The organism is Paenibacillus arenilitoris (assembly GCF_014705655.1).
Taxonomy (GTDB): domain Bacteria; phylum Bacillota; class Bacilli; order Paenibacillales; family Paenibacillaceae; genus Pristimantibacillus; species Pristimantibacillus arenilitoris.
In genome coordinates this window covers 59759-82611 of sequence record NZ_JACXIY010000001.1, presented here as the reverse complement: position 1 = coordinate 82611, position 22853 = coordinate 59759, and the positions used below count along the sequence as shown (strand labels likewise).

The window sequence follows — 22853 nt, the reverse complement described above, 5'->3', positions numbered from 1 at the left end:
TTGTTGACGTTCTCGTTCTCTTAAAAGATGCTTTCGCCGCGAATGACCTTCGACATGCTGTTGGCGACGAACAGCAGGAACAGGCTGACCAGCGACTTCAGCAAGCTTACGGCCGTAGCGAAGCCGAAGTTGGAATTCGTCATTCCGATGTTGTAAACGTATAAGTCCAAAACTTCGATATTGTGCATATTCATCGCATTCTGGAACACATAGAACTGCTCCATCCCATTATTGATAAAATTGCCGATGGAGAGCAGCAGCAGCACGAAAAACGTCGGCATAATACCCGGGATCGTCACGTGCCACATCAAGCGGAACCGGCCGGCGCCGTCGACCCTCGCCGCTTCGTAGATTTCCTGATCAATGCTCATGATGGCGGCAATGTACATAATCGCCCCCCACCCGAGACCTTTCCAGACGCTCCATAGGGTCATGCTTAGCCAGGTATGATCGTCAGAGGCGAGAACGTTGAGCGGCTCGGAAATCCAGCCCAGATCCATTAGAAAATGGTTAATGAAGCCGTTATTGACGGAAAACAGCATGAACGCAAACGAGTAGACGAGCACCCAGCTTATGAAATTCGGCAGCGTTGTGAGCGTCTGCACCAGCTTCTTGAATTTGGCGCTTCGCAGCTCGGCCAGGAAGACGGCAAAGACGACGGGCAGCACGGAAGTCAGAATATTCAGAGTACTTATGGCGAACGTGTTCCGTAGTACCCTCATCACTTCCTGACGCTGAACCTCGTTGGATACCATGGAGGTGAACCAGTCGAAGCCCATAAATTCCGACTTGGACAACGGAATGCCGGGCCGATAATCATAGAAGGCGTAGATCCATCCGTATAGCGGCAAATAACTGAATACAAACGCCAAGGCCAAGAATGGCAATGCCATTAGAAATAATGTGTATTTATCCTTGGGCCTTATCCGATTGCGTGCTTGCGGTTTTATCATTTGCTTGCTGGAAGTGTGATTAACACTCATGCTGCTCCCCCTTAATCGAATGCGTATAGGTATTTTGGGCATATTTTAATAAGCTGCCGGGCAACTGGATTTTTTTAAGGATTCAATTCGGAAACTTCTTGCAAGATCTGCTCTCCGCCTTGTCTTCTCCATTCCTCGACGAACTGATCGAAGGAGTCGAGCGGAGCTGCGCCCAGTATGATTTTGAGGAAGGTTTCCTCTTCAAGCTTCTGAAGCTTCTCCCATCTTCTCTCCATCGTTGCCGTCTGAGAGTAGGTGACGCTGTACACGCCGTTGATCTCATGATCAATTAGCGGCGATCCGCCCACCATCAAGGCATAAGCGCGTACCCACATCGCCCTGTCTTCTCCCGGATCCCAATACTGGACGTCGTATTTGTCATGAGGTTCCAATTTCACGGGACCAATCTTGTCCGCGTCGGAGCGCAGCATTTTGTACTCGGGCTTATCCAGAAAATCTTGAGCGGTTTTGGTTCCGGCCAGCACTTGCCTTAGCGCCTTCACTTCATACTCCGTCTCGTCGGCAGGAGCATACGTTATTTTTAACGGGTATTCCGTAGGTCCCCTTTCGGTTGTAAACGTACCTTCGCTTTCTCCAAGAACGAGGTTGTTCAATAATTTCATAACGGCTTCAGGATGCTCATACCCTTTGCGCACGACAACAAATTGATTGGTCGACGTACTCATGTGAGGCCGATATTCGCCATTCCGGTCAAGCGGCAGCGCATAGGCTTGCCAATTCGCTTCCTGGTTATTCTTGATTGCGTCGCTCACCGGTCCATATGGCGCCCACCACGGTCCGAAGAACATTCCCGCTTCTCCGCTAATGACGGTTTCCCCCGGCTCCACGCGCACGCCGATTTCCTGATCGATGAATCCCGATAAATAGAGCTCCCTTAATTTGCTCAAAGCTTCTTTCGTTTCCGGCTCAATCGAACCGTAGACCACTTTGCCGTCTTCCTCTAGCCAATAGCCCGGGTAGGCATGATAAGCGGCAAATATGCCGTCGAAGCCATACAAATTATTCGTCGATTGAAGGAAGTTGGCATACATCTTACCCATCGAGCCGGGTCCGGCGAGCCCTATCGTATCCGGCTTCTTGTCGCCGTCCGGATCTTGTTCGACGAAGGCGCGCGCAACGGCTTCCAGCTCTTCGATCGTTCCCGGCGGATCCATGTTCAGCTTATCCAGCCAGTCCTTGCGAATCCATAATAAATGAACGCCATCCGCTCGCAGCTGCACATTGGGGATAGCCATCATCTTCCCATCGAACGTAACGCTTCGAACGGCTTCTCCGTCCGTGCTTTCCACGATCCGTTTGATGACGGGGGAAGAGTAATTTTTGTACACATCCGTCATATCGGCGAGCTGATCGGCCTCAACCATTTGTTTCAATTCCACGGGCCCCACGATCATGGCGTCCGGCAAGTCGTTGCTTGCTATCGCCATGCTTACTTTTTGGCTATAATTTATGGGCGACGCTTTCAGGGAATAGTCCACGATTATATTTAAGTTTTGTTTGATGTTTCGGGTATATTGATTGTCGAGAAGGGTTTCTCCCTCCAGCATCGATTTGGTAGGCTCCACGATCATTGCAACCCGAATGGCAACCGGCTCCTCGTACCTTCCGAATGGATCGGGAGGCGCAGCGACACTCGGGCTTGTCCCTTCATCCGAATCATTCGAGGCGCTGCACGCGCTCGCGATCAGCATCAGGACGACCAGACCGATCATCCATCGTCTTCTCTTCATTCAACGTTCCCTGCTTTCGCTAATTTGGCCTCGTGGTCTCAAGTATAACATGCTAGCAGCCGCCTTCGTGAGAGAACGCGGTTGCCAGTTTGGGTGGTGATATGAGGGATATTTCGACAGCGGTTTTAGACAATTGTCCCCCAGCTATTCGGACAATCGTACCACCGACTGGGTCGCTTGCCGATATTCGCTGGGAAGCATACCCGTTTTCTCATGAAAAACGCGGCTGAAATATTTCTGATCGGTATATCCCGTATTTTCCGTTATCCACTGAATGGTCTTTTGCGTATATTGCAAATAATCCTTCGCTTTCTCCATACGAATATGGCGCAAATACTCATTGAAGGTCATGCCGATCAGATCCTTAAAGCACTGACTGAAATAGCTCCGGCTCATATTCACCCTCTTGGCCATTTCCGAGGCATGGACCGAACCGGCTAATTCATCGTGCATCGCCTGCACCGCTCTCGCGATACAGTCTTTAACCTCCTCCGAATATTGGGCCTTTCCGATAGCGTCAACCAATAGCTCTCTAACCCCGTACAGCCACTCCTTCACTTCGAGCCAGGAATGGAACTTGTCAGGCGGTTCGATTTGCTTTTCGGTTACGGATGCATAGACTCGATCCCATGCCATCAGCTGCGAATGCAGGAACGACGTAAGTTTAGCGGGGGGCAATTGCATGTTTTGCAGATCCTCCAGGAATCGTTCAAACTCGGACGCCCGATGAACCCAGCCTAAAGCTTGTCCGCGCTTTTTCAATTCGGAAAGCATATTCTCGTTGATGGAATGAAGAGACGTCTCCGTCGTTACATCATAGAACATCGCCGCCTCTTTGCTCCTGACTTCGCCCGATTCAAAGGAAGACCCGTTCTTCAATTGTTCTTCCATAATCCTCGCTTTCACTCTCAGCATCACTTCTCCAAAGTTCTCCTGTTCCATTTCCACTTTGGCTATATAATCAATGGCGCCGAGTCTCAGGCACTCTTGAATGTATTCAAAGTCCTGGTGAAGCGTGAGTACGACAATAAAAATATGCGGATATTGTTTCCGAACGATGCGCATCAGCTCCATGCCCGACATAACGGGCATCGCCAGATCGGTGAGTAATAGATCTACTTGATTAGAGGCTAGAAACGCAAGCGCCTTTTCTCCATTTTTGGCTTCGCCGACGACCTCCATGTTATATTGCTCCCATGGGAGAATCGACATAAGTCCTTTTCTCACCAGGTTATCGTCATCCACGATCAATACTTTGATCAAGCTTCAACACCTCCGTATTCGGCAATTTCAAATAAACGGTCGTTCCTATGCCCAATTCGCTTTCGATTTCCAGACTCGCTTGATCTCCATATCGGTTATCAACCATTCGTTTGACATAATTCAAGCCGATGCCCATTCCGGCCCTTTGTTGTTCGACTGGCTGTTGATTCAGCAATTTCTCGATCTCCTCTTCGGAAATGCCCGCTCCGTTATCATGAACGGAAATAACGATCTGTCCATCGACATTCACCACATCCACCTGAATATAGCCCTCGTCATCCAGTCCGTGATAGAGGGCGTTCTCCAAAATCGGCTGCAAAATAAAACGCGGAATCGCGATATCAAGTACATCGTCGTCCACTCGTATTCTGACGTCGAACGCGAAATCGTATCGGATTTTTTGCAAAGTCAAATACTGCTTGATCGAATCGATCTCTTCGCGGATCGTTGAGGCTTGCCCTCTTTTGCCCAAATTATAATACAAAAGCTTATTCAGGGATAAAATCAATTTATCCAATTCCTTATTCCCGTTCATGGCGGCCAGCCAATGCGCGGTGTCGAGCGTATTCATCAAAAAGTGGGGGTTGATCTGGTAAAGCAGCTTCTCGACCTCCAAATCCGCCCTTCGTTTCTCTTTTACCTCCACCTCGTTAATGAGTTCGGAAATTTGTTCTTTCATATTTTGCAATTGTTTGATCAGAAAATCAAACTCCGGAATCTTCGTTGGGAGAGTGTCGAGCGGCGGCGTGTTTTTTTGCGTGATCGATTTAATGCCCTGGTTAAATTGCTGCAGCGGCACATACACCATTTTCCATAACAGCCACGCAACAAATAAAGTGATCGCGAGGAATAAGACGGATAAATAGATCATTTGGATAACCCAGCGATTTTTCTCCTTGTTGTACTCGTCTTTGGGAATGAGCGAAACGATGCTCCAGCCTTGATTGCTCGTGCTCTTAAACCAATAATAGCCATTCTGCAAACCCGAATTATCAACGCCGTCGGAATCATCAAAGTAATGGTTAATTGGAAAATCCGAGGCCATGTCGCTATAAGCGATCCTCTTGTCATTATCCAGGATCAGATAAGAGGCGTAATTCCCCAGTTTATTTTCAAAAATATTTTGAGACGTTTCAAAGCCCGACTCGACATATACGTATACCACATCGTGTTCCCCTGAAAAGTCCATCTTACGGAGCGCGGAAATGACAAATTCGTCATTGTAACGTTCATTGCTGATATGCGGACCAAAATAGGAGATTCTAAAGTATTCGGCAAGCAGCGGCAATTCATCGATCTCAAAGCCTTCTTTGACGATCGTATTATTAAACATGAAGGAGCCGTCCTCCTTCGAATAATACATGACGAGGCCAATCGTAGGATTCGTGAAGGAGATCAGGTTGAGTTCCGTATGAATCTCCTCCATTAGAACCCTTCTTTCGAATGGATCTGCAGAGAATAGAAGCGTATCCACCTTCTTGCCGATACTCCCCTGAAAGGCAAGCTGCTGCGTAACGTGATTCAAATTGCTGATCGTTCCTTCGAACGATAATTCCACTTGCTTCAAATTACTGCGAACGCTGCTCTCCAGATTGCCGGATAAAATGTTCGACATGGTGTGGTAGGAAATGATCGCGACGCAAATAAAAGGAACCAATGTAGCCGTAGCGAAAACAAACATGATTCTCTTCTTAATCGTAGCTTGCTGAACATAATTTACAATTAGCCTAATGAACCCCATCCCGTACTACTCCTTCTGCTATGCTATCCCCATTGTATAAGCTCCACTAACATTCGACAAATTCATACACCATCCCTGCTTATCCGGTTTAGCCAAGCATTGACTTACAAAAGGAACAAAAGGACGAAACCGAGGGACCTAAAATGGATTGACAAGTCGGAACGAATGACTTATTTTAAGAATGAACCGTTCATTCTCAAAATTTGAATGCTCGTCAGCCGTTTTTAAGTCAGCTTGGGTAACTCAATATTTAATTAGGAGGAATAACTTTATGAACACGGAACGCGCTGTTATTGTCGGCGGAGGTATCGCCGGACTGCTGGCTGCGAAGGTACTGTCTGGATTTTTTGGCGAGGTTGTCATCGTGGACCGGGACGCTTTTCCTCAGGAACCCGATAACCGGGCCGGAACGCCTCAGGCATTCCAGCCTCACCGTTTTACGCCTCGCAGCCGTTTGATTCTAAACCGTTTATTTCCCGGATTTATCGATGCATTAATCAAACACGGAGCTCACCCCGCGCGCGGGCAAACCACGCATCTCATCAGTCCTTACGGCCGGATGATCGCAGTCGAACAAAATCACGACGCTTCATTCAGCCGAGCCCTGTTCGAATGGGTCATACGCAGCTATATACGGAAGATCGAAAATGTTCGTTTGGTTGGAATGAATGAAGCGATTCGCCTCCAAACGTCCGAGGATCGTTCTCGGGTAACCGGCATCGTCATCCGGGAGCGTACTTCGGGCGAACGTCAGCCGTTCACGATGACGGCAGACCTGATCATCGACGCCAGCGGCCGATTCTCCAAAACCGTTCAATGGCTCTCCGAGCTCGGGTACGAAGTGCCGCAGCCAGAGCGATTAAAGCTCTCTCTGGGTTACAGCACCCGACGTTATCGCATCCCTGCCGGGCGCAAGCAACAGCTGGATGCGATTCGCATGGAAGGCAACCCTCTTACGTCGACGCACGCGGGCGCTTTTTCGATCATTGAAAAAGACACTGCGGAAATGGTACTCTGGAACTTGAATGGCCGGTATCCCTCCACCGATCCGGCGTTATTCGAACAAGAAGTGAGACAGTTAGAGAACCCTTTATTGAATGAAGCCATCAAAGGCTTGGAACCGATCGGGCAACCGCGCGGCTTTCGGGTACCGGAGCTGTTCAGGTACCGTTTTGAACAGATGCGGCAATGGCCGTCCGGACTGCTGGTCATGGGGGACGCCTTCTGCCAGCTTGATCCTGTGTATGGTCAAGGAATGACGCTCGCGGCGATTGAAGCGGAAATTCTTGAAGCATGTCTTCATCGTCAGTTGAATCACCCCAAACCGGGCTTCGAGCTCGATGTTCTTCAGCGGATGCAGGATAGCATCGAGGCGGCCTGGTGGTTAAATGTCGTATCCGACCTGCGGTGGGAAGGCGTGGAGCATGTCGGTACGCGGCCGATTCAAGGCTTGGCGTTCGCGCAGCACTATTTCGAGCATGTCCTTAAGTGGTCTACGGAGCATGCCAATTACGACGTATACGGATTATATTGGCTCGTCAACTCCTTGTTCTTATCCCCTTGGGAATTGTTCAATGCGGATAGGATCACATCCTTGCTGGCTGCAGGCGGTTCCGGCGAAGCTAAGCGATGGTTGGACCGATGGATCGAGGAGTCGGATCGGCCGCTGGATGAACGACTGTCGCTCACGATCCCTTCATTTAAGCGAGCATCCTTCGAAAGCATAGACCAACTTATGTCATCGTCATAATTCTGTAGCAATTAACGAGAAAAAGGAGTGCCTAGCCGGTGTCGCCATTATCCGAAGAACAGTTGATGAAACGGCAAGAAGCTCGAAGACGGCAAATTCTAGAAGCCGCGTTAAAGGTATTTGCCGTCCGCGGCTTGCGCGGAGCCAAGATGAGCATGATCGCGGACGAAGCCAAACTGAGCGCGGGCCAGCTCTACCGTTTTTTCGAATCGAAGGAAGAGCTGTTCGTCACCCTGATCCGGCAAGTTGCCCAGGATACGACTCGGGAGATCGCGATGATCCACGATCTCCCCGGTTCCCCATATGACAAGCTTCGCGCCTTTACCGCAACCATTCTGGAGGATAAAAGCACGCAATATCCGTTCAAGCTGATTCAGCACGCCAATACGGACGAAGACGTGCCGGCTGAAGCCAAACAGCTGCTGCATCAATTTTCCGTGAAGCGCTATATTGAACAGCTACTTCCTTTGTTCGAGGAAGGGCAGCGGATTGGGGATTTTGCGCAAGACGACACCCGCCGGCTCATCTCCGCTTTTTTGACCATGCTGTCCGCATTGATTACGCTTAACATGCCGCTCGATGACGATCATCCATTGCCGAATGCGGATATGCTCATGCGGATCGTAGCGGGACCGCGATCTCGGTGAGAAACTTTCGAGCAACTTCTATAGCTTCCTATTGTGGGACCGGAACATTAAAAATAGAAAATAAGGCGCACCGATCAATGTAATGAACAGGCCGGATGGAATTTCGACCGGGGCAAGTATCGTTCGACCGATGGCGTCGGCCAATACAAGAAGGAGAGCCCCGAGTAAGCTCGATAATACGATGGATTGCCGCGTGTTATGTCCGATTAAGCTTCTAATCATATGAGGGACGATTAAACCGAGAAAGCCTACGGTTCCTACAACGGCTACTGCACCGGCTGAGAGAAGGACGCCTACCGTCATCGCGGCGAAGCGGGTTTTGCGCACCGACAAACCGAATCCAATCGCGCTATCATCGGAGAAGGCGAGTAAATCAAATCTGCGGCCGAGCCACCATGCAACGGGAAGAAGAACGGCTAGAAATATACAGATCATGAGAAATTGATCCCATGTGCGGCTGTACGTCGAGCCGGTCAACCATATGTAGCTGCTGCTTCCCCATAACGGGCCAAGTACGATTAAGGCTTGAATTCCTGCGGAGCCGATAGCCGAAGCCGCGATTCCCAGAAGAATCAGCACCGAGGGATTCAGCGACTTTCGCCATGCGAATAAGAATATGACGGCTGCAGCGATTATAGCCCCGCCCATTGCAGCAATCGGAAGAAATACGATCGATACTTGCGGCCAAGCAATGAGCACAAGCAGTGCCCCGAATCCGGCCCCCGAGGACACCCCCAGGATAGACGAGTCGGCTAACGGATTACGAACGGAAGCCTGGATAAGAACACCGCTTACGCTTAGCGCTATTCCTGCGCCTGCGGCAACAAGGGTACGAGGTAATCGTAAATGCAAGAGGAAGGAATAGGATTCCGCTTTGTCGGACCCGATTAATCCGATGAATAACTGACTTAACGGAATGCGCGTGCCGCCCATTGTCATGCTGATAAGAATGATTGAGACAACCAAGCACAGCATGATGAAAGCGACAACCGGGAACCGAATCCGACCTCGAATTGTACCAATAGAGATGGATGAGGATGAGTAGGAACCCGATATCCCTTTCATTCTCCGAAGGATGAGCCAGATTAGACATGGCGCTCCGATGATCGCCATCATCGCGCCAACGGGCATCTCGCCTATGCTGCTGCGGACCATTCGCGTAAGAACATCGGCCAATGTGAGCAATATGGCCCCCCATAGGGCAGTTGCGGGAATGAGCCAACTATGCTTACGCACACCGCTCAGGCGTACCAGGTGCGGGGCCACGAGACCAACAAATCCGATAGGTCCGACTACGCTGACGACGACGGAAGCAACAAGCACCGCAAGCGCTAATCCGGCGAAGCGAGCGAGATCAACCTTTTGACCTAATGATGCAGCCGTGGACGGATCCAAGTTCAATACATCGAACTGCTTACTCATAAGAAAAGCGATGATCATAACGGCGCCGACGCCAGGCCAAGCATACGCAACGCCTTTCCAGTCGAGCTGGGCGAGCGATCCTGAGCCCCATAAAAACAGCGACTGCGTTTCTGTAGCGTGGAATATATGCAGAGCGCTTGTAAATGAACCGACCACCATCGCAACGATCATACCGGCAAGAGCTAGTCGAATCGGACTTGAAGAGCGGCCCCCTCCGAGAACGTAGGCACACATCGCAGCCAAGCCTCCGCCCGCGGCGGCAAACAGAAACGGCGCTTGGTGAAGCAGGGACGGAAAATAAATCGTTCCTGCAACAACCATAAAATAAGCGCCGGCATTAATGCCGAGCGTATCTGTCGAAGCTAGCGGGTTTTTAGTAACGGTCTGCAACAAGACCCCGGCTACGGCAAGCCCTGCTCCGGAGAACAATCCAAGTATCGCGCGCGGCATGCGCATATCCCATATGACATGATGAGAGAGAATATCCTGACGATGCAACAGGGCTTCGAATACGACCTTGAAAGAGACCTGTGCTTCACCGAAGCACAGACTGGCTATCAACAGTAGGAAGAGGGCGGCTAGGCCACCCCCGAATAAAAGAACAGCTCTCATTTTGTTATAGCTTCTACAACGCGGTCAACCAATACTTTGGAGGAGAGAGGGCCGCCGAAGGTCCATGTGTCTCCGCCTATGCCATAAGTCCGGTTTTCTTTAACGAAATTTAATCCGTTCCAAATCGTGTTATCCTTCGCCGAGTCGCCGAATACGTTATCGTTGTCCTGAACGATGTATATGAAATTGGAGTCGCTTACGGCCGGCAATGATTCGAAGGTGGCGTCCGTAAAACCGTACTTCTCGAATTTTTCCGATTTCCAGTCGCTGGTCAAACCGATCCGATTCAGCGTTTGAACGACTGTCGAGGTATCCGTAAACATTCTCAACGTTGCCGCATTCTGGCTGCTGAACGCTTGGGTTATGACATAATTGAATTTATCCTTGCCGGCTGCTGCAAGCTTTTCCTTAGCCGCCGCATAATGCGCGTCAAGGTCGGCAAGCACCTTATCGGCTTCTTCCGATTTGCCTACCGCTGCGGCAATCGTTTTAAAATCATTGACCATTCCCGTATAGGCATCGCCTTCGTCCGGATAAGGATCAAATTCGATCGTGGGTGCAATAGCGTTAAGCTGATCGTAAATCGCATCGTTATTGTCCGTATTCGAGATAATCAGATCCGGCTTCAATGACGCGATCGTCTCCAGGTTGGGCTCCCAGCGCAAGCCGACGTCCGTAACGCTGTCCGCGAGCGCCGCTTCATCGGTCACCCAAAGGGAATATTCCGCGTTGTCCGCATTTCCTGCAGGCTGAATGCCCAGCGCGATTAATTCCTCTGAATAGATCCACTCTAAGGCGACGACTCGTTCGGCAGGCTTATCAAGCTTAGTCTCGCCTTTTCGATGTTTAATAAGGATAGGCTCTGCCGCGTCGGTGTTATCCGGCGCAACGTTATTGGACTTTTCCGGTGCAACGTTGCTGGCGTTATCCGAATTTTGCGAGCCGCAAGCTGCAGCGATAAATACGATAGATAATAGCACGATACTAATCTGCAATAGACGTTTCATTCTGTTTCCCCCAAATAATCGCTATTTTTATCGCAATCGATAATGAGAATCAATACCAATTGAAACAAAAACAGAATATCATTATTGGTTAAATTTTGTCAATAACCGATTCTCATGTCGTACTCCAAACCCGCGCCAAAGCAAATAAGGGGGATTCCATTGTAGGGTTCTCGCATTCAAAATTGAAAAAAGCCGGCATCGCCGGCTTCTCTTCACAAATTGCGTTCTTTCTCGCTTCTTCGTCTTATGAAATTTATGGTACGCTTCAAAGCCCGCTTCTCGATCCGCGACACGCAGCTCCGCGAAATCCCGAATTCAAGATGACGGTCCAATGCGAACGCCGTCTTCCCCGGTCTCCATCGTGAGCGCGACGACCCCGACGCTCGCCCGGAACGGAGCCGTCCGGTCATTGCCGAACAAGGTGCACTTAAGCCCGCCTTCCCGATCGATGAACATCGTACCGTGTCCGCCATGCGGAACCGCGACGCGCCGCTCGCTATAAGGACCGTAGAGCTGGTCGGAGGTGGCGTACATCAAGTCGTAGGTGCCGTCCACTCTCTCGTCGCCGTGCCATTCGGCTCCGCCAAGAATGTATTTCCCTTTGTACTTGACGATGAATGCCCCTTCGTAGCCAACCGGGATGCCGCTTCCCGTCAGCAACCGGCGCGGCTCCTCCGCGAATCCGGACATATTCGGCTTCATCCGCGCAATGTTCCCGTTTTGCCATACGTAGTATACGGTGCCGTCATCGTCGATAAAAAAGCTCGAGTCGATGTCCGTATTCGTCATTCGGCCCATGTCGACGTACGGCCCTTCCGCAAGGCCGGAAATGCTTTTCAATAAGCCGGTGCTTCCGCTCTTCAGCGAATAAGTCAACCAGAACGTATCATGGAAGTAAGCCATCTCGGGAGCCCATAAGCACGGCGTTTCGTAAATGTTGTTCTGCCACGTGCCGTCTGTATGCAAATCCCATGCTTTGGTCAGATGCTTCCAATCCTTCAGATCGTTCGAGCTCCAAATATGAAGCTGGTCGTTCCCGTTCCAGAAATCGGCGTTCGGCTGATCGGACGTTCCGGTCAAATAATAGACGCCGTCAGGACCCGTGCATATATGAGGATCGCGGATCGGGAAGTCGGCCAGCGGCTTCAGGGCGGCCACCGGCCCGTTCTCCAGGAGACAATCGGCGGCAGGACGAATGAAATCGGCAGCCGCCAGCTCCAGCCGGACGACGGCAGGACGGTCCCGCACCGGAGAATACGCGCCGCTGCCCGAGAATGCGGCATATAACGCACCCTCTTTCCCATGAAACACCGACGCCTGGCCGCCGTGCGGAACGACAAGGTAGCGCCTGCCGTATGGACCGTACAGCTGCTCGCTCACGGCCACGAAGGTGTCCGTACCGTCGCTGCCCATCCGGTTGAACGCTTCCGCGCAGAACAGGAAGTACAGGCCGTTTATTTTTTTCAGAAACGCCCCATGCGTCCCGATTCTCTCATCCTGAGTAAGGGAAGGCTTGTCCGATCGGATCCACTTCTTCCATGGCACCGTATGCATTGTCCGGGGCGCCTCGGCGAGTCCCGAGAGATCGTCCTTCAGCTTGGCGATTTTCCCGTCCTGATACACCCAATACACCGCGCCGTCGTCATCTTCGAATATCGAGGCATCCGTTCCATCCTCGGTTATGAGTCCCATGTCTTGATATGGACCTTCCGCCTCGCCCGTCGCGCTCTTCAGCAGGCCGGTTCCACCTTCGGCCAAAGCGTAGGCGATCCAGAAGGTTCCGCGGACGTAATGGATTTCCGGGCTGACGACCGCCTCGCGCTCCTTGCCCGCGTCCCAAACCTCTCCGGCAGGTAGGAATGCCGTTAAATTTTGCGATTTCCACAGCCGTATACGAGAATCGGAGGTTGTCCGCCGATCGGACCCGGCCGTTCCGGTCATGTAATACCACCCGTCGGGACCGGCGCATACGCTTGCGTCTCTCAGCGGGAAGTCCAGCACCGGCTGAATCTCTCTCGCCTCTTCCGAGTAGACCGTGCAGGCCGACCATTCCGCTTCCGGATGAGGGGGATTTTGAACAAAGTCGGTTAGGACAGGTTGCCTGGACGGTACGGGTTGTTCGGTTATCGTCGGTCCCGAGACATAGATGGAGCCGTCGTCACGAAAGCCCATCCGGTCCATGCACACCTGGCGGTTGCCGCCTCCTTCGGCCGGATCCGTATGCGTGTGATAGACCATGAACAGCTCCTTGCCGTCGGGCGAAGCGATGATGCTGTGATGCCCCGGACCCGAAACCTCCTCGCAGCTGCTTGCCAGAACGGGGTTGTTTTCATATTTTTCAAACGGTCCCAGAGGCTGATCGGAAATCGCATAACCAACCGAATAGTCCCGGCCGCCGAAGAAATTCGCGGAATAAGTCAAATAATAGACGCCCTTTCGTTTCAAAACGAACGGTCCTTCATTCCAGAGCCGCCCGCGGTCCAGCGACTTCATCTCCCATTCCTGATCCGGCTTGCACAAGCAGACCGCTTCCCCAATCACCGAGATCATGTCGTCACCCAGCTCAATGCCGTAAATGTGGCTCTCACGCCGGCCGTTCACGAAATTTTCCGAGCAGTCTCTGGAATAGTACATGTACATCTTGCCATTGTCATCAAATAAAATATTGGCGTCGATCGCCGCGTAGCCGAAGTCGAACAACGGGCGATCGTACACATCGACGAACGGTCCTTCCGGACGCTCCGCGACGGCCACCCCGATCCGCAGGCTGTCCTTCTCCTTCCAACGCGCCGTGTAATACATATAGAATTTGCCGCCCTTTTCCACGACTTCGGGCGCCCAGAACTGTCTGAACCCCCAAGAGCCTTCCTTCTTCTCATAGACAAACCCTTCTTCCCGCCATTGGACCAGATCGTCCGACGACCATGCCTTGAAGCCCTGATCGATGGCTGAAGTCGGATAACAATAATACTTGCCGCCGGAAGCTCTCATCATATACGGATCGCCTATTTTCTGAATCGGCAGCGGGTTTCGGTAGGTTAATGAATGAATGGACATTTGCGATTACTCTCCTTCACGATAATAGTATAGGAATGAATCGGCTTGACCGCCGAATTACCATGGTGCGACTTTCTCCGGGAGCGGATCGATCGTCGGTACAAATCCATAAAATGTTCGGTTTCACCCTCTTAACCCTCCTCTTATCGTGCAACTCACGGTCGATGTCCGCTGAAGGACCCTACACGGATTGGATCTAACCTTAATTTTAGCATCGTCCATTTTGATGCTGAAGACAGAGAATGGATCAAATGGTGTGGAATCCGGACATGTTCAACCGAAGGGATATCCAGGCACTTACATAAAATTCCTCAATTTGTGGAATGGTAATGAAATGTTTAATTACTATTTAAATCCACGGGGGATTTAGGAATGCCTATGCATCAGGATAAATTGCAGGAACATGCGCACAAGCTCGCCCTGGAACACGATCCGAACGGAAAACGCATGACGTCGAAAGCGTTATGGGATCGAATGGAAGAGGATATCCGGGAGCTGCGAAACTTCATTAAGCATCTGAATGAGCATCGCAGCTCATGCGAACAGCCGTCCGAAGAGTGGCTGCTGGACCATTCGGAATTTCTGGAAGCCGAATTCATCGGGATTGAAGAGGAGCTGGATCGGCTCTATGTGAAGCCTCTTCCTGCAGTAAGCCATGGCTCGGAGCTAAGAATCTCTTCGATTTGCGATGCGTACTTGGACTATACCGACGGGTTAGTTGAGGAGAATACGTTCACGTCTTATTTCAACTCCTATCAGGAAGTGGCCGTACTCGCCACGGTGGAGGCTTGGTCAGTCCCTCTATTCATGAGAATGGCTCTGATTCGCCGGCTGGCGCATATCATGAAGCCGGTGAAGGAACGTCGCGCCATCTGCGAGCTCGTCGAACGAATGCTATCGGGCATTCCCGCGTCAGAACTGTCGCCTGAACGATTCAAGCAAGCCTTGGAGGAGGCAAATGTGGAGCTTCCGTTATCGGGCGCTATGATTGTCCACCTCGTGAAGCATCTAAGAGAACACGCGGAGGATTCGGCTCACATCGGAGAGTGGCTGATCTGCAAGCTGGAGAATGCTTCTGACCATTTAGACTCTATTCTCTCCTATGAATACAATCTTCAGGCACAATATCAGGTGAGCACCGGCCACGTAATCGGGAGCTTGCGCAAGCTTTCCAGATGGACGTGGAGCGATCTGTTCGAGCAGATTAGCATAGTCGAGCAGACGTTGCGGCAGGAACGCGCCGGAGATTATCCAAGATTGGATAGCGCAAGCCGGCATACGCTGCGCCATCGGGTGGAGCTGTTAGCCCGGCGCATGCGGGTTCCCGAAAATCTGGTTGCTTCCCAGTCTGTTCAATTGGCAGACACGTGCTTCGAGGCCGCAAGCAAGTCTAGCGGCTCTGCCTTGCCTCCCAGAAACGGGAATGCCGCTTATTATCTATTGGAAGCCCGCGGGATGGGAATGCTGCGGAAGGCGCTGAAGCAATGCGGGAAGACCGGACCGCTGCCTGAGGCCGGGTTCAAGCTGCGGGCGCCGGGCTTGTACATGCAAATGCTCGCGCTGTTCATGCTCTCGGCACTTATTGCCTTCTCCCTGGCGGTGGGAGCAGCCGGTCTCATCTCCCCGCTAGGCTGGGCGGCGACGTTATTGCTTCTCGTCATCCCGGCCAGCGAATGGGGCGTATCTGCCATACATTGGGCGATAGAACGTATCACCCTGCCTGCCAGATTGCTCCGCTTCGATTTCTCGAAAGGCGTGCCGGAGGAAGCGTCCACGATGGTGGTCATCCCTGTTATTTGGTCCAGACCGGAGGAGGTGACGGCTACCGCCGATCGTCTGGAGCTGCATTATTTGGCGAATCGGGATCCTCATATTCATTTCGCCATTCTAAGCGACTTCCGGGATGCGGATGCGGAAGAGCTTTCCGAGGATGAAGCGCTTCTGAGCTTGGCCAAGACGGAGATTAACCGTCTGAATCAAGCGTATCCGGGCCATACGTTCCACTTGTTCCACCGCCGCAGGCTGTGGAACGCTTCTGAACAAGCCTGGATGGGATGGGAGCGGAAACGGGGCAAGCTAGAGGAGTTCGTGCAGCTGCTGAGGGGAAGCGAGAATACGAGCTTTCGCACGCAATTAGGCGATACGGCCGTCTTAAGAGGCATCCGGTACGTCATCACATTGGACGCGGATACGCAGCTGCCTCTCGAAAGCGCGCATCGAATGATCGGCGCCATTCATTTGCCTTTCAACCGCCCTCGTCTGGATGACAGCAGAACCAGAGTCATTGAAGGTTACGGCGTGCTTCAGCCTCGGATCGGAATGACCTACGAAAGCGCGCAGAGGTCGCGGCTGTCCGCGCTTTACGCCTACGAAGCCGGGCTTGACCCGTACGCCTTCGCCGTATCGGATCCTTACCAGGATGCGGTCGGACAAGGCATCTTCACGGGCAAAGGCATTTTCGATGTCGATACCTTCCATCACGTACTCGGCAACCGGTTTCCCGAAAACAAGGTGCTCAGCCACGATCTGCTGGAGGGCGGATTTTTGCGGGCCGGCCTCCTCTCGGACATTGAGCTGATCGACGACCATCCGACTACCTTCTTGTCGTATCAGAAGCGGCTTCACCGCTGGACTCGCGGCGATTGGCAGCTCCTTCCTTGGCTGAGGCGCAAGGCGCGGAACGGCAGCGGGAAGCTGGCGCCGACGAACCTGTCGATCATGACAAGGTGGCAGATTCTCGACAATCTTCGGCGCAGCTTACTCCAACCCGTGCTTGCGGCTATTCTGTTGCTAACCTGCACGGTGCTGCCCGGCTCGCCGATTGCCTGGTTTGGAATCGTGCTGCTCACGCTGCTGCTTCCGCTGATCCGTCAGCTCTTGACTCCGCGAACATGGCTTCAGAGGCCAGAAAGCTTGGTTCGCACTTTGGGACATGCGTTCCTTTCGTTCCTGACGCTTCCTTTCCAAAGCGCGGTACTGCTGGATGCCGTCATCCGCACGTTATATCGGCTGTGCTTCTCGAAACGCCGCCTGCTGGAATGGACGAATCATGCAGAGGTAGATCGGACAAGCCGTACAGGGGGCATTTTGAAGCTGAACGGACTATTCTTCGGGTACTTCTTGATCGCTCTTATGGCGGCGAGCGCCATTCTTAGCGGTTCTGCCCTGGAACGAACTTCGGGACTTTCGATTGCTCTGATTTGGTGTATCGCTCCGCTCGTCATTCGCTGGCTTGATCAAGCTCCGGCACGCGGGGCGGAGACGTTCAACGAGCAGGAAAGAGAATCGCTGCTTAAGCTTTCGCACGACATTTGGTCGTTCTACGAGGATTATGTCACGGAACGCGACAATTGGCTGCCCCCGGACAACGTTCAATTCGAACCGGATAAAGGCATAGCGCACCGCACCTCCCCTACCAACATCGGGATGTATGTGACATGCGCTCTTGCCGCCAGGGATTTCGGGTTCATCGATACCCCCGGACTTGTCGAACGATTGGAGAGAACCGTGGATACGATTGAACGGATGGAGAAATGGGAAGGGCATCTCTACAATTGGTACGATACGGAATCGTTGTCCCCTCTAATGCCCGTATACGTATCCACGGTTGATTCCGGAAATATGGCCGCTTCCTTAATGACCGTAAAGGAAGGTTTGCTGGAATGGCTGCGAGCCGACAGGAACGGGATGACGGAGAAGTCTCTCCCCATTCGCCCGGGAGGACAGTCGCAGCACCGGTTCGAAGTCGCTTTCGCGCAAGAGCTGGGCTCCGAGGGCCTTGAAGAAATTTGGGTCCGCGGCCATCGTCTCGCGGCCCGTATCGATGCCTTGGTTAAGTCAACCGACTTCCGGCCTCTCTATGATCCGAAGTCGAATCTCTTCTCGCTTGGCTATCAGGTGCATCAGCATGCGAGGGATAACGGTCTCTACGATCTGCTGGCCTCGGAGGCTCGGCAAGCCAGCTTTGTCGCCATCGCTATGGGACAAGTGTCGGTCTCGCATTGGAACGCGCTCGGCAGAACCATGACGAAGGTAGGCAGCCTTCCGGTACTGATCTCATGGTCGGGCACGATGTTCGAATACTTGATGCCATGGCTGCTGATGAAGACCTACCGCCGTACGATTTGGGACAGCACCTACAAGGCCGTAGTCGCGCGGCAGATCCAATATGCGAATCAGCGCAACGTTCCATTCGGCATCTCGGAATCCGGTTACTTCGCCTTCGATAACCAGATGAATTATCAGTACCGGGCATTCGGCGTTCCCGGTCTCGGGTTCAAGCGCGGGTTGGATCAGGATCTGGTGCTTGCTCCATATGCAACGATCATGGCGTTGCCTTATGCTCCGAAGGCGGGACTTCGTGCGCTGAAGCAATTGGAACAGCTCGGCGCACGCGGCGAATACGGCTATTACGAAGCGGTCGACTTTACTCCCAGAAGACTGCCGGCCGGCCGCGATCATGCGATTGTCCGCAGCTTCATGGCGCACCACCAGGGAATGAGTCTGTTGACATTGTCCAATCTCCTGCTGCCGAATACGATGATCGATCGGTTTCATCGGAACAAGGAGGTGCGCGCAGCCCAATTGCTCCTTCAGGAGCGAATCCCGCGCCGCTCGAAGCTGATCAAGCATCCGGCGTTGTACCGCTTGCCGGCAAGAGAAGAGGAAACCGTCAAGGCTGCCGGCCCGCTTCGGGAGTTCACCTCTCCCCACACCGCAACGCCCGAGACGTGCCTGCTGTCGAATGGACGCTTCACCTCGATGGTAACCGTCAGCGGCAGCGGGTACAGCAGCTGGGACGGACTCTCCGTCTCCAGATGGCGGGAAGAGCCCGTAACCGATTCATGGGGATCCTATGTGTATATCCGGGATGTCATGTCCGATTCTGTCTGGTCTCCCTCCTATCAGCCGTGTCTCTTGGAATCGACCGGGCAGCGAGTCGTGTTCGAAGCGCACAAGGCGACATTTACGCGCCATTATGATGAGGTTGAGACGCGTTTGGAAATCTGCGTCTCGCCCGAAACGGACACCGAGGTGCGCCGCATTACGCTGACGAATCGGGGAGAGCAGCCGAAAGTGCTGGAAATCACGTCTTTCCTTGAGCTGGCGCTGTCCAACCCGATTGCCGACGATGCCCATCCGGCCTTCAGCAAGCTGTTTATCCGTACGGAATATGAGGAAGAAAGCGGGTGTCTGGTCGCCGGTCGGCGCAAACGCGAAGCGAAGGACAGAGCTCTCTGGGCCGCCCATACCTTGGCCGTCGATGGCCGCGTCTTGGGAGAGGCGGAATTCGAGACCGACCGGGCATCATTCATCGGCCGGGGGTATCGACTGGCAGAACCGGGCTCGATTCGCTGCCGGTTGAAGGGGCGCACCGGGTCCGTCGCCGATCCCGCCTTCGTCATGAGGCGCCGGGTGCAGGTGGAACCGGGCGAGCAGGTCTTCCTATATGCCGTGACATCGGTCTCGGAAACCAGGGAAGGCGCAGTGGAAGCGACGGCCGGACTGACAAACGCGCAATCCGTGGAGCGCACCTTCCAACTTGCATGGTCGCGCAGCAAAGTCGAGCTTCGCAATCTTCATTTGGATCGATCGGACGTTAACGCGTTTCAGCGGCTCGCCTCCCAAATTCTGTATACGCCGCCCTTAAGCTCCGATCGCAGCAAGCGGATTGCGGCGAATTCGAAGGGGCAGCCGGGTTTATGGCCGTTCGGCATATCCGGGGACAGGCCGATTATTCTCGTTCAGATCGATAATCCGGGCCATTTGGCTTTTATTATGAAGCTGCTCACCGGTCATGAATATTTAAGGAGGCTTGGCCTCCGGTTCGACCTTGTCCTCCTGAACATGTCGACCGACGGCTACCGGCAGAATCTGCAGGACGCGCTGAGCCGCGCGGTAGAGCATGGCGTAGATCGGTTCGGCGCCGGTTCCGCCGGCATACATGTCGTTCCGGCCAACCGGCTAAGCGAGGAAGAGCACACGCTTCTTATGGCTGTCGCACGCGTTACGCTGCTGGCCGGCGGGCCGAATTTGGCCGGCCAGCTGCGGCTGCAGCATCGCGACAACGTGATCGAGTGGCCGAAACCGATGCAGTGGAAGGCTGAATCAGGACTTCTTCCAGCAGGAGGCCAACCTCGGCCGTCGTCTCCCAAGGCCGATGACGTTCTGTTCTATAACGGCTGGGGCGGATTCACCGCTGACGGAAAGCAGTACAAGCTCTCGATCGAGGACGGCAAGCATCTGCCTGCGCCTTGGATCAATGTTCTTGCCAATCCCGGCTTCGGCGCGCTTGTGTCCGAGCTCGGCACCGGATATACATTCTGGCGAAACAGCCGGGAATGCAAACTTACGCCGTGGTCCAACGATCCGGTGCTTGACCCGCATGCGGAGCTTGGCTATGTGCGGGATGAAGATTCCGGCTCGCATTGGACCATTACCCCTGCCGCCGGCAAGAACGTAGAACGGTATGAAGTGACCCATGGTCTGGGCTATACGACCTTCGACCATGAGCGCATGGGCATCCGTCACTCGATGACCGTCTTCGTTCCGACGGATGATCCCGTCAAAATGATGAGGCTGCGACTGAGTAACCAATCATCCGAGACCAGGCGCATCTCCGTCACCTATTACGCGGAATGGGTCATCGGCGTGCAGCGACAATCGAATGCCTCCTTCATTGCCAGCGAATGGGATAAAGAGAATTCCATATTGACCGCCCAGAATCGGTATCAGGAAACATTCCGGGACGCGACAGCCTTCCTCGGCATCTTCACGCAGAACGCGGCCGACCATGGCGACTTGTCCTGGACCTCGGATCAACTGGAGTTCATCGGCAGGAATGGCAGCGTGTTGCATCCGGCAGCTTTGCGCCGCTCCCACCTGTCAAGGCGGGCAGAGGTGCACCATGCCAGTTGCGGCGCCGTTCAGCGCAAATTGACACTCGAGGCCGGAGAGGAGACGGAAGTGCTCATCCTGCTCGGCTGCGCCACATCGCGAGATGAGGCTGCGGGGTTAGCTCGGCAGTACGGCAACGCTGCCCGCTGCGAAGAGGCTTGGCAGGAGAATATGGACCATTGGAATCGAACGCTTGGTCAGATTGTTGTAGACACTCCATCCCCCGACACGAATATCCTCCTCAACGGCTGGCTGCTCTATCAATCGCTCGCTTGCCGCGTATGGGCGCGTTCAGCCTTTTATCAAGCCGGAGGGGCTTATGGATTTCGGGATCAATTGCAGGATTCGCTCGCACTGCTTCATACAAGACCCGAGCTTACGCGTAAGCAGATTCTGCTCAACGCGTCCCATCAATATGAAGAAGGCGATGTGCAGCACTGGTGGCATGAGGAGACGGAACGCGGCATACGCACCTTGTTCTCCGATGATTTGTTATGGCTTCCGTATTCCGCTTCCCGTTATATGGAGCATACGGGCGACGGTTCGGTACTGGACGAGCGTGTAGCTTACATTACCAGCGAAATGCTGAAGGAAGGCGAGCATGAGCGATATGAAGAAACGGTGCGATCCGACCATTCAGGCACCGTATTTGAACATTGCTGCCGAGCCATTGATAAAGCGTTGCAGCGGATCGGCGAGCACGGACTCCCGCTCATCGGCGTTGGGGACTGGAACGACGGCATGAACCTGGTCGGGGATGAAGGGCGCGGCGAGAGCGTCTGGCTCGGATGGTTCCTATGCGAAGTGCTGCAGCGGTTCGAGGGCTTATGTGCGGATAGGAGCGGTGAAGCGGAGCGCGCCGTCCGTTACAAGAAGGCCCGCGAGGATCTGGCATCGGCTATCCATGAACATGCCTGGGACGGACAGTGGTACCGTAGAGCATACACAGATGCCGGTACTTGGCTGGGCTCCATCTATAACGAAGAATGCCGAATCGATTCCATCGCGCAATCGTGGTCCGTCATCTCCGGAGCAGCTCCGAAGGACCGGGCCGACCAAGCGATGCAATCGTTCGACCGCGAGCTGGTGGACCGCGAGTTGTCCGTCGTAAGGCTCCTGACCCCGCCGTTCGATCATACCGAGCCTAGTCCGGGGTATATTCAAGGATACCCGCCCGGCATTCGCGAGAACGGCGCGCAATATACGCACGGGGTCATCTGGAGCATTATCGCCTGGAGCAAGCTGGGCCGCGGAGACAAGGCATTCGAGCTGTTCCGCATGCTCAACCCGATCAACCATACCCGCACCGACCACGAGGTGCGGCAATATTTCGGAGAGCCTTACGTCATGGCTGCCGATGTCTACACGGCATCGCCGCATCACGGACATGCAGGCTGGACATGGTATACCGGAGCTTCGGGATGGATGTATCAGAGCGGAATCGAGTGGATACTGGGACTCCGCAAACGCGGAAACCGGCTTTACTTGGATCCGTGCATACCCGCCGAATGGCCCGGCTTCAACGTAACCTACCGATACGGCAACACGAAGTATCATCTGTCCTTCCAACGCGACGCAAGCGAGACGGAAGCGCTGAAGGCCGGTCCCGATGCTTACATCGAGCTGGCCGACGAGGGCGAGGAGCATCACATAACGGTTAAATTGTAAGCAAGAACCATAGGCTTCAAACAGCAGCATGAACAACCCTCCGGAACTGCTCAGC

10 protein-coding genes are annotated in these 22853 nt (G+C 53.4%); 3 read left to right on the top strand and 7 right to left on the bottom strand.

What is annotated here, in order from left to right; genetic code table 11:
* Positions 1-20: 20 nt before the first annotated feature.
* From IDH41_RS00260 to IDH41_RS00245, 4 genes are all read right to left on the bottom strand, one after another.
* On the bottom strand, positions 21-878 hold the full coding sequence (locus IDH41_RS00260) for an ABC transporter permease (protein WP_223829325.1): 858 nt from the start codon (positions 876-878) through the stop codon (positions 21-23).
* Between the two features lie 179 nt (positions 879-1057).
* Entirely contained in the window at positions 1058-2734 is a 1677-nt protein-coding gene (locus IDH41_RS00255; RefSeq protein ID WP_190857198.1) for an extracellular solute-binding protein, read from the bottom strand.
* 144 nt (positions 2735-2878) lie between these two features.
* Positions 2879-3997 carry a response regulator transcription factor gene (locus IDH41_RS00250; RefSeq protein ID WP_190857196.1) on the bottom strand — a complete coding sequence of 373 codons (1119 nt, stop codon included), beginning with the start codon at positions 3995-3997 and terminating at the stop codon, positions 2879-2881.
* The gene (locus IDH41_RS00245; protein WP_190857194.1) at positions 3972-5678 is read right to left on the bottom strand and encodes a sensor histidine kinase; all 1707 of its coding nucleotides are present in this window, start codon (positions 5676-5678) and stop codon (positions 3972-3974) included. The genes IDH41_RS00250 and IDH41_RS00245 overlap by 26 nt, the downstream gene beginning before the upstream one ends.
* A 331-nt stretch (positions 5679-6009) precedes the next feature.
* Here IDH41_RS00245 and IDH41_RS00240 point away from each other — a divergent pair, with 331 nt between their 5' ends.
* Entirely contained in the window at positions 6010-7488 is a 1479-nt protein-coding gene (locus IDH41_RS00240; RefSeq protein WP_190857192.1) for an FAD-dependent oxidoreductase, read from the top strand.
* Between the two features lie 38 nt (positions 7489-7526).
* The gene (locus IDH41_RS00235; RefSeq protein WP_190857190.1) at positions 7527-8135 is read left to right on the top strand and encodes a TetR/AcrR family transcriptional regulator; all 609 of its coding nucleotides are present in this window, start codon (positions 7527-7529) and stop codon (positions 8133-8135) included.
* A gap of 18 nt (positions 8136-8153) precedes the next feature.
* On the opposite strand, the gene IDH41_RS00230 is transcribed toward IDH41_RS00235, so the two are convergent.
* The 3 genes from IDH41_RS00230 to IDH41_RS00220 form a co-directional block, all read right to left on the bottom strand.
* A complete protein-coding gene (locus IDH41_RS00230) occupies positions 8154-10169 on the bottom strand; it encodes an iron ABC transporter permease (protein ID WP_190857188.1) in 2016 nt (671 codons plus the stop codon).
* Entirely contained in the window at positions 10166-11176 is a 1011-nt protein-coding gene (locus IDH41_RS00225) for an ABC transporter substrate-binding protein (protein ID WP_190857187.1), read from the bottom strand. Before IDH41_RS00225 ends, IDH41_RS00230 begins: the two co-directional genes overlap by 4 nt.
* Positions 11177-11491: 315 nt before the next feature.
* Complete coding sequence (locus IDH41_RS00220; RefSeq protein WP_190857185.1) at positions 11492-14233, bottom strand: family 43 glycosylhydrolase; 2742 nt, start codon at positions 14231-14233, stop codon at positions 11492-11494.
* 372 nt (positions 14234-14605) lie between these two features.
* Here IDH41_RS00220 and IDH41_RS00215 point away from each other — a divergent pair, with 372 nt between their 5' ends.
* The gene (locus IDH41_RS00215) at positions 14606-22798 is read left to right on the top strand and encodes a GH36-type glycosyl hydrolase domain-containing protein (RefSeq protein ID WP_190857183.1); all 8193 of its coding nucleotides are present in this window, start codon (positions 14606-14608) and stop codon (positions 22796-22798) included.
* Positions 22799-22853 lie beyond the last annotated feature (55 nt).

Coding starts and splice junctions, on each gene's coding strand:
- IDH41_RS00230 (WP_190857188.1), bottom strand. CDS start 10,169: ATGAGAGCTGTTCTTTTATTCGGGGGTGGCCTAGCCGCCCTCTTCCTA.
- IDH41_RS00215 (WP_190857183.1), top strand. CDS start 14,606: ATGCCTATGCATCAGGATAAATTGCAGGAACATGCGCACAAGCTCGCC.
- IDH41_RS00225 (WP_190857187.1), bottom strand. CDS start 11,176: ATGAAACGTCTATTGCAGATTAGTATCGTGCTATTATCTATCGTATTT.
- IDH41_RS00240 (WP_190857192.1), top strand. CDS start 6,010: ATGAACACGGAACGCGCTGTTATTGTCGGCGGAGGTATCGCCGGACTG.
- IDH41_RS00220 (WP_190857185.1), bottom strand. CDS start 14,233: ATGTCCATTCATTCATTAACCTACCGAAACCCGCTGCCGATTCAGAAA.
- IDH41_RS00245 (WP_190857194.1), bottom strand. CDS start 5,678: ATGTTTGTTTTCGCTACGGCTACATTGGTTCCTTTTATTTGCGTCGCG.
- IDH41_RS00255 (WP_190857198.1), bottom strand. CDS start 2,734: ATGAAGAGAAGACGATGGATGATCGGTCTGGTCGTCCTGATGCTGATC.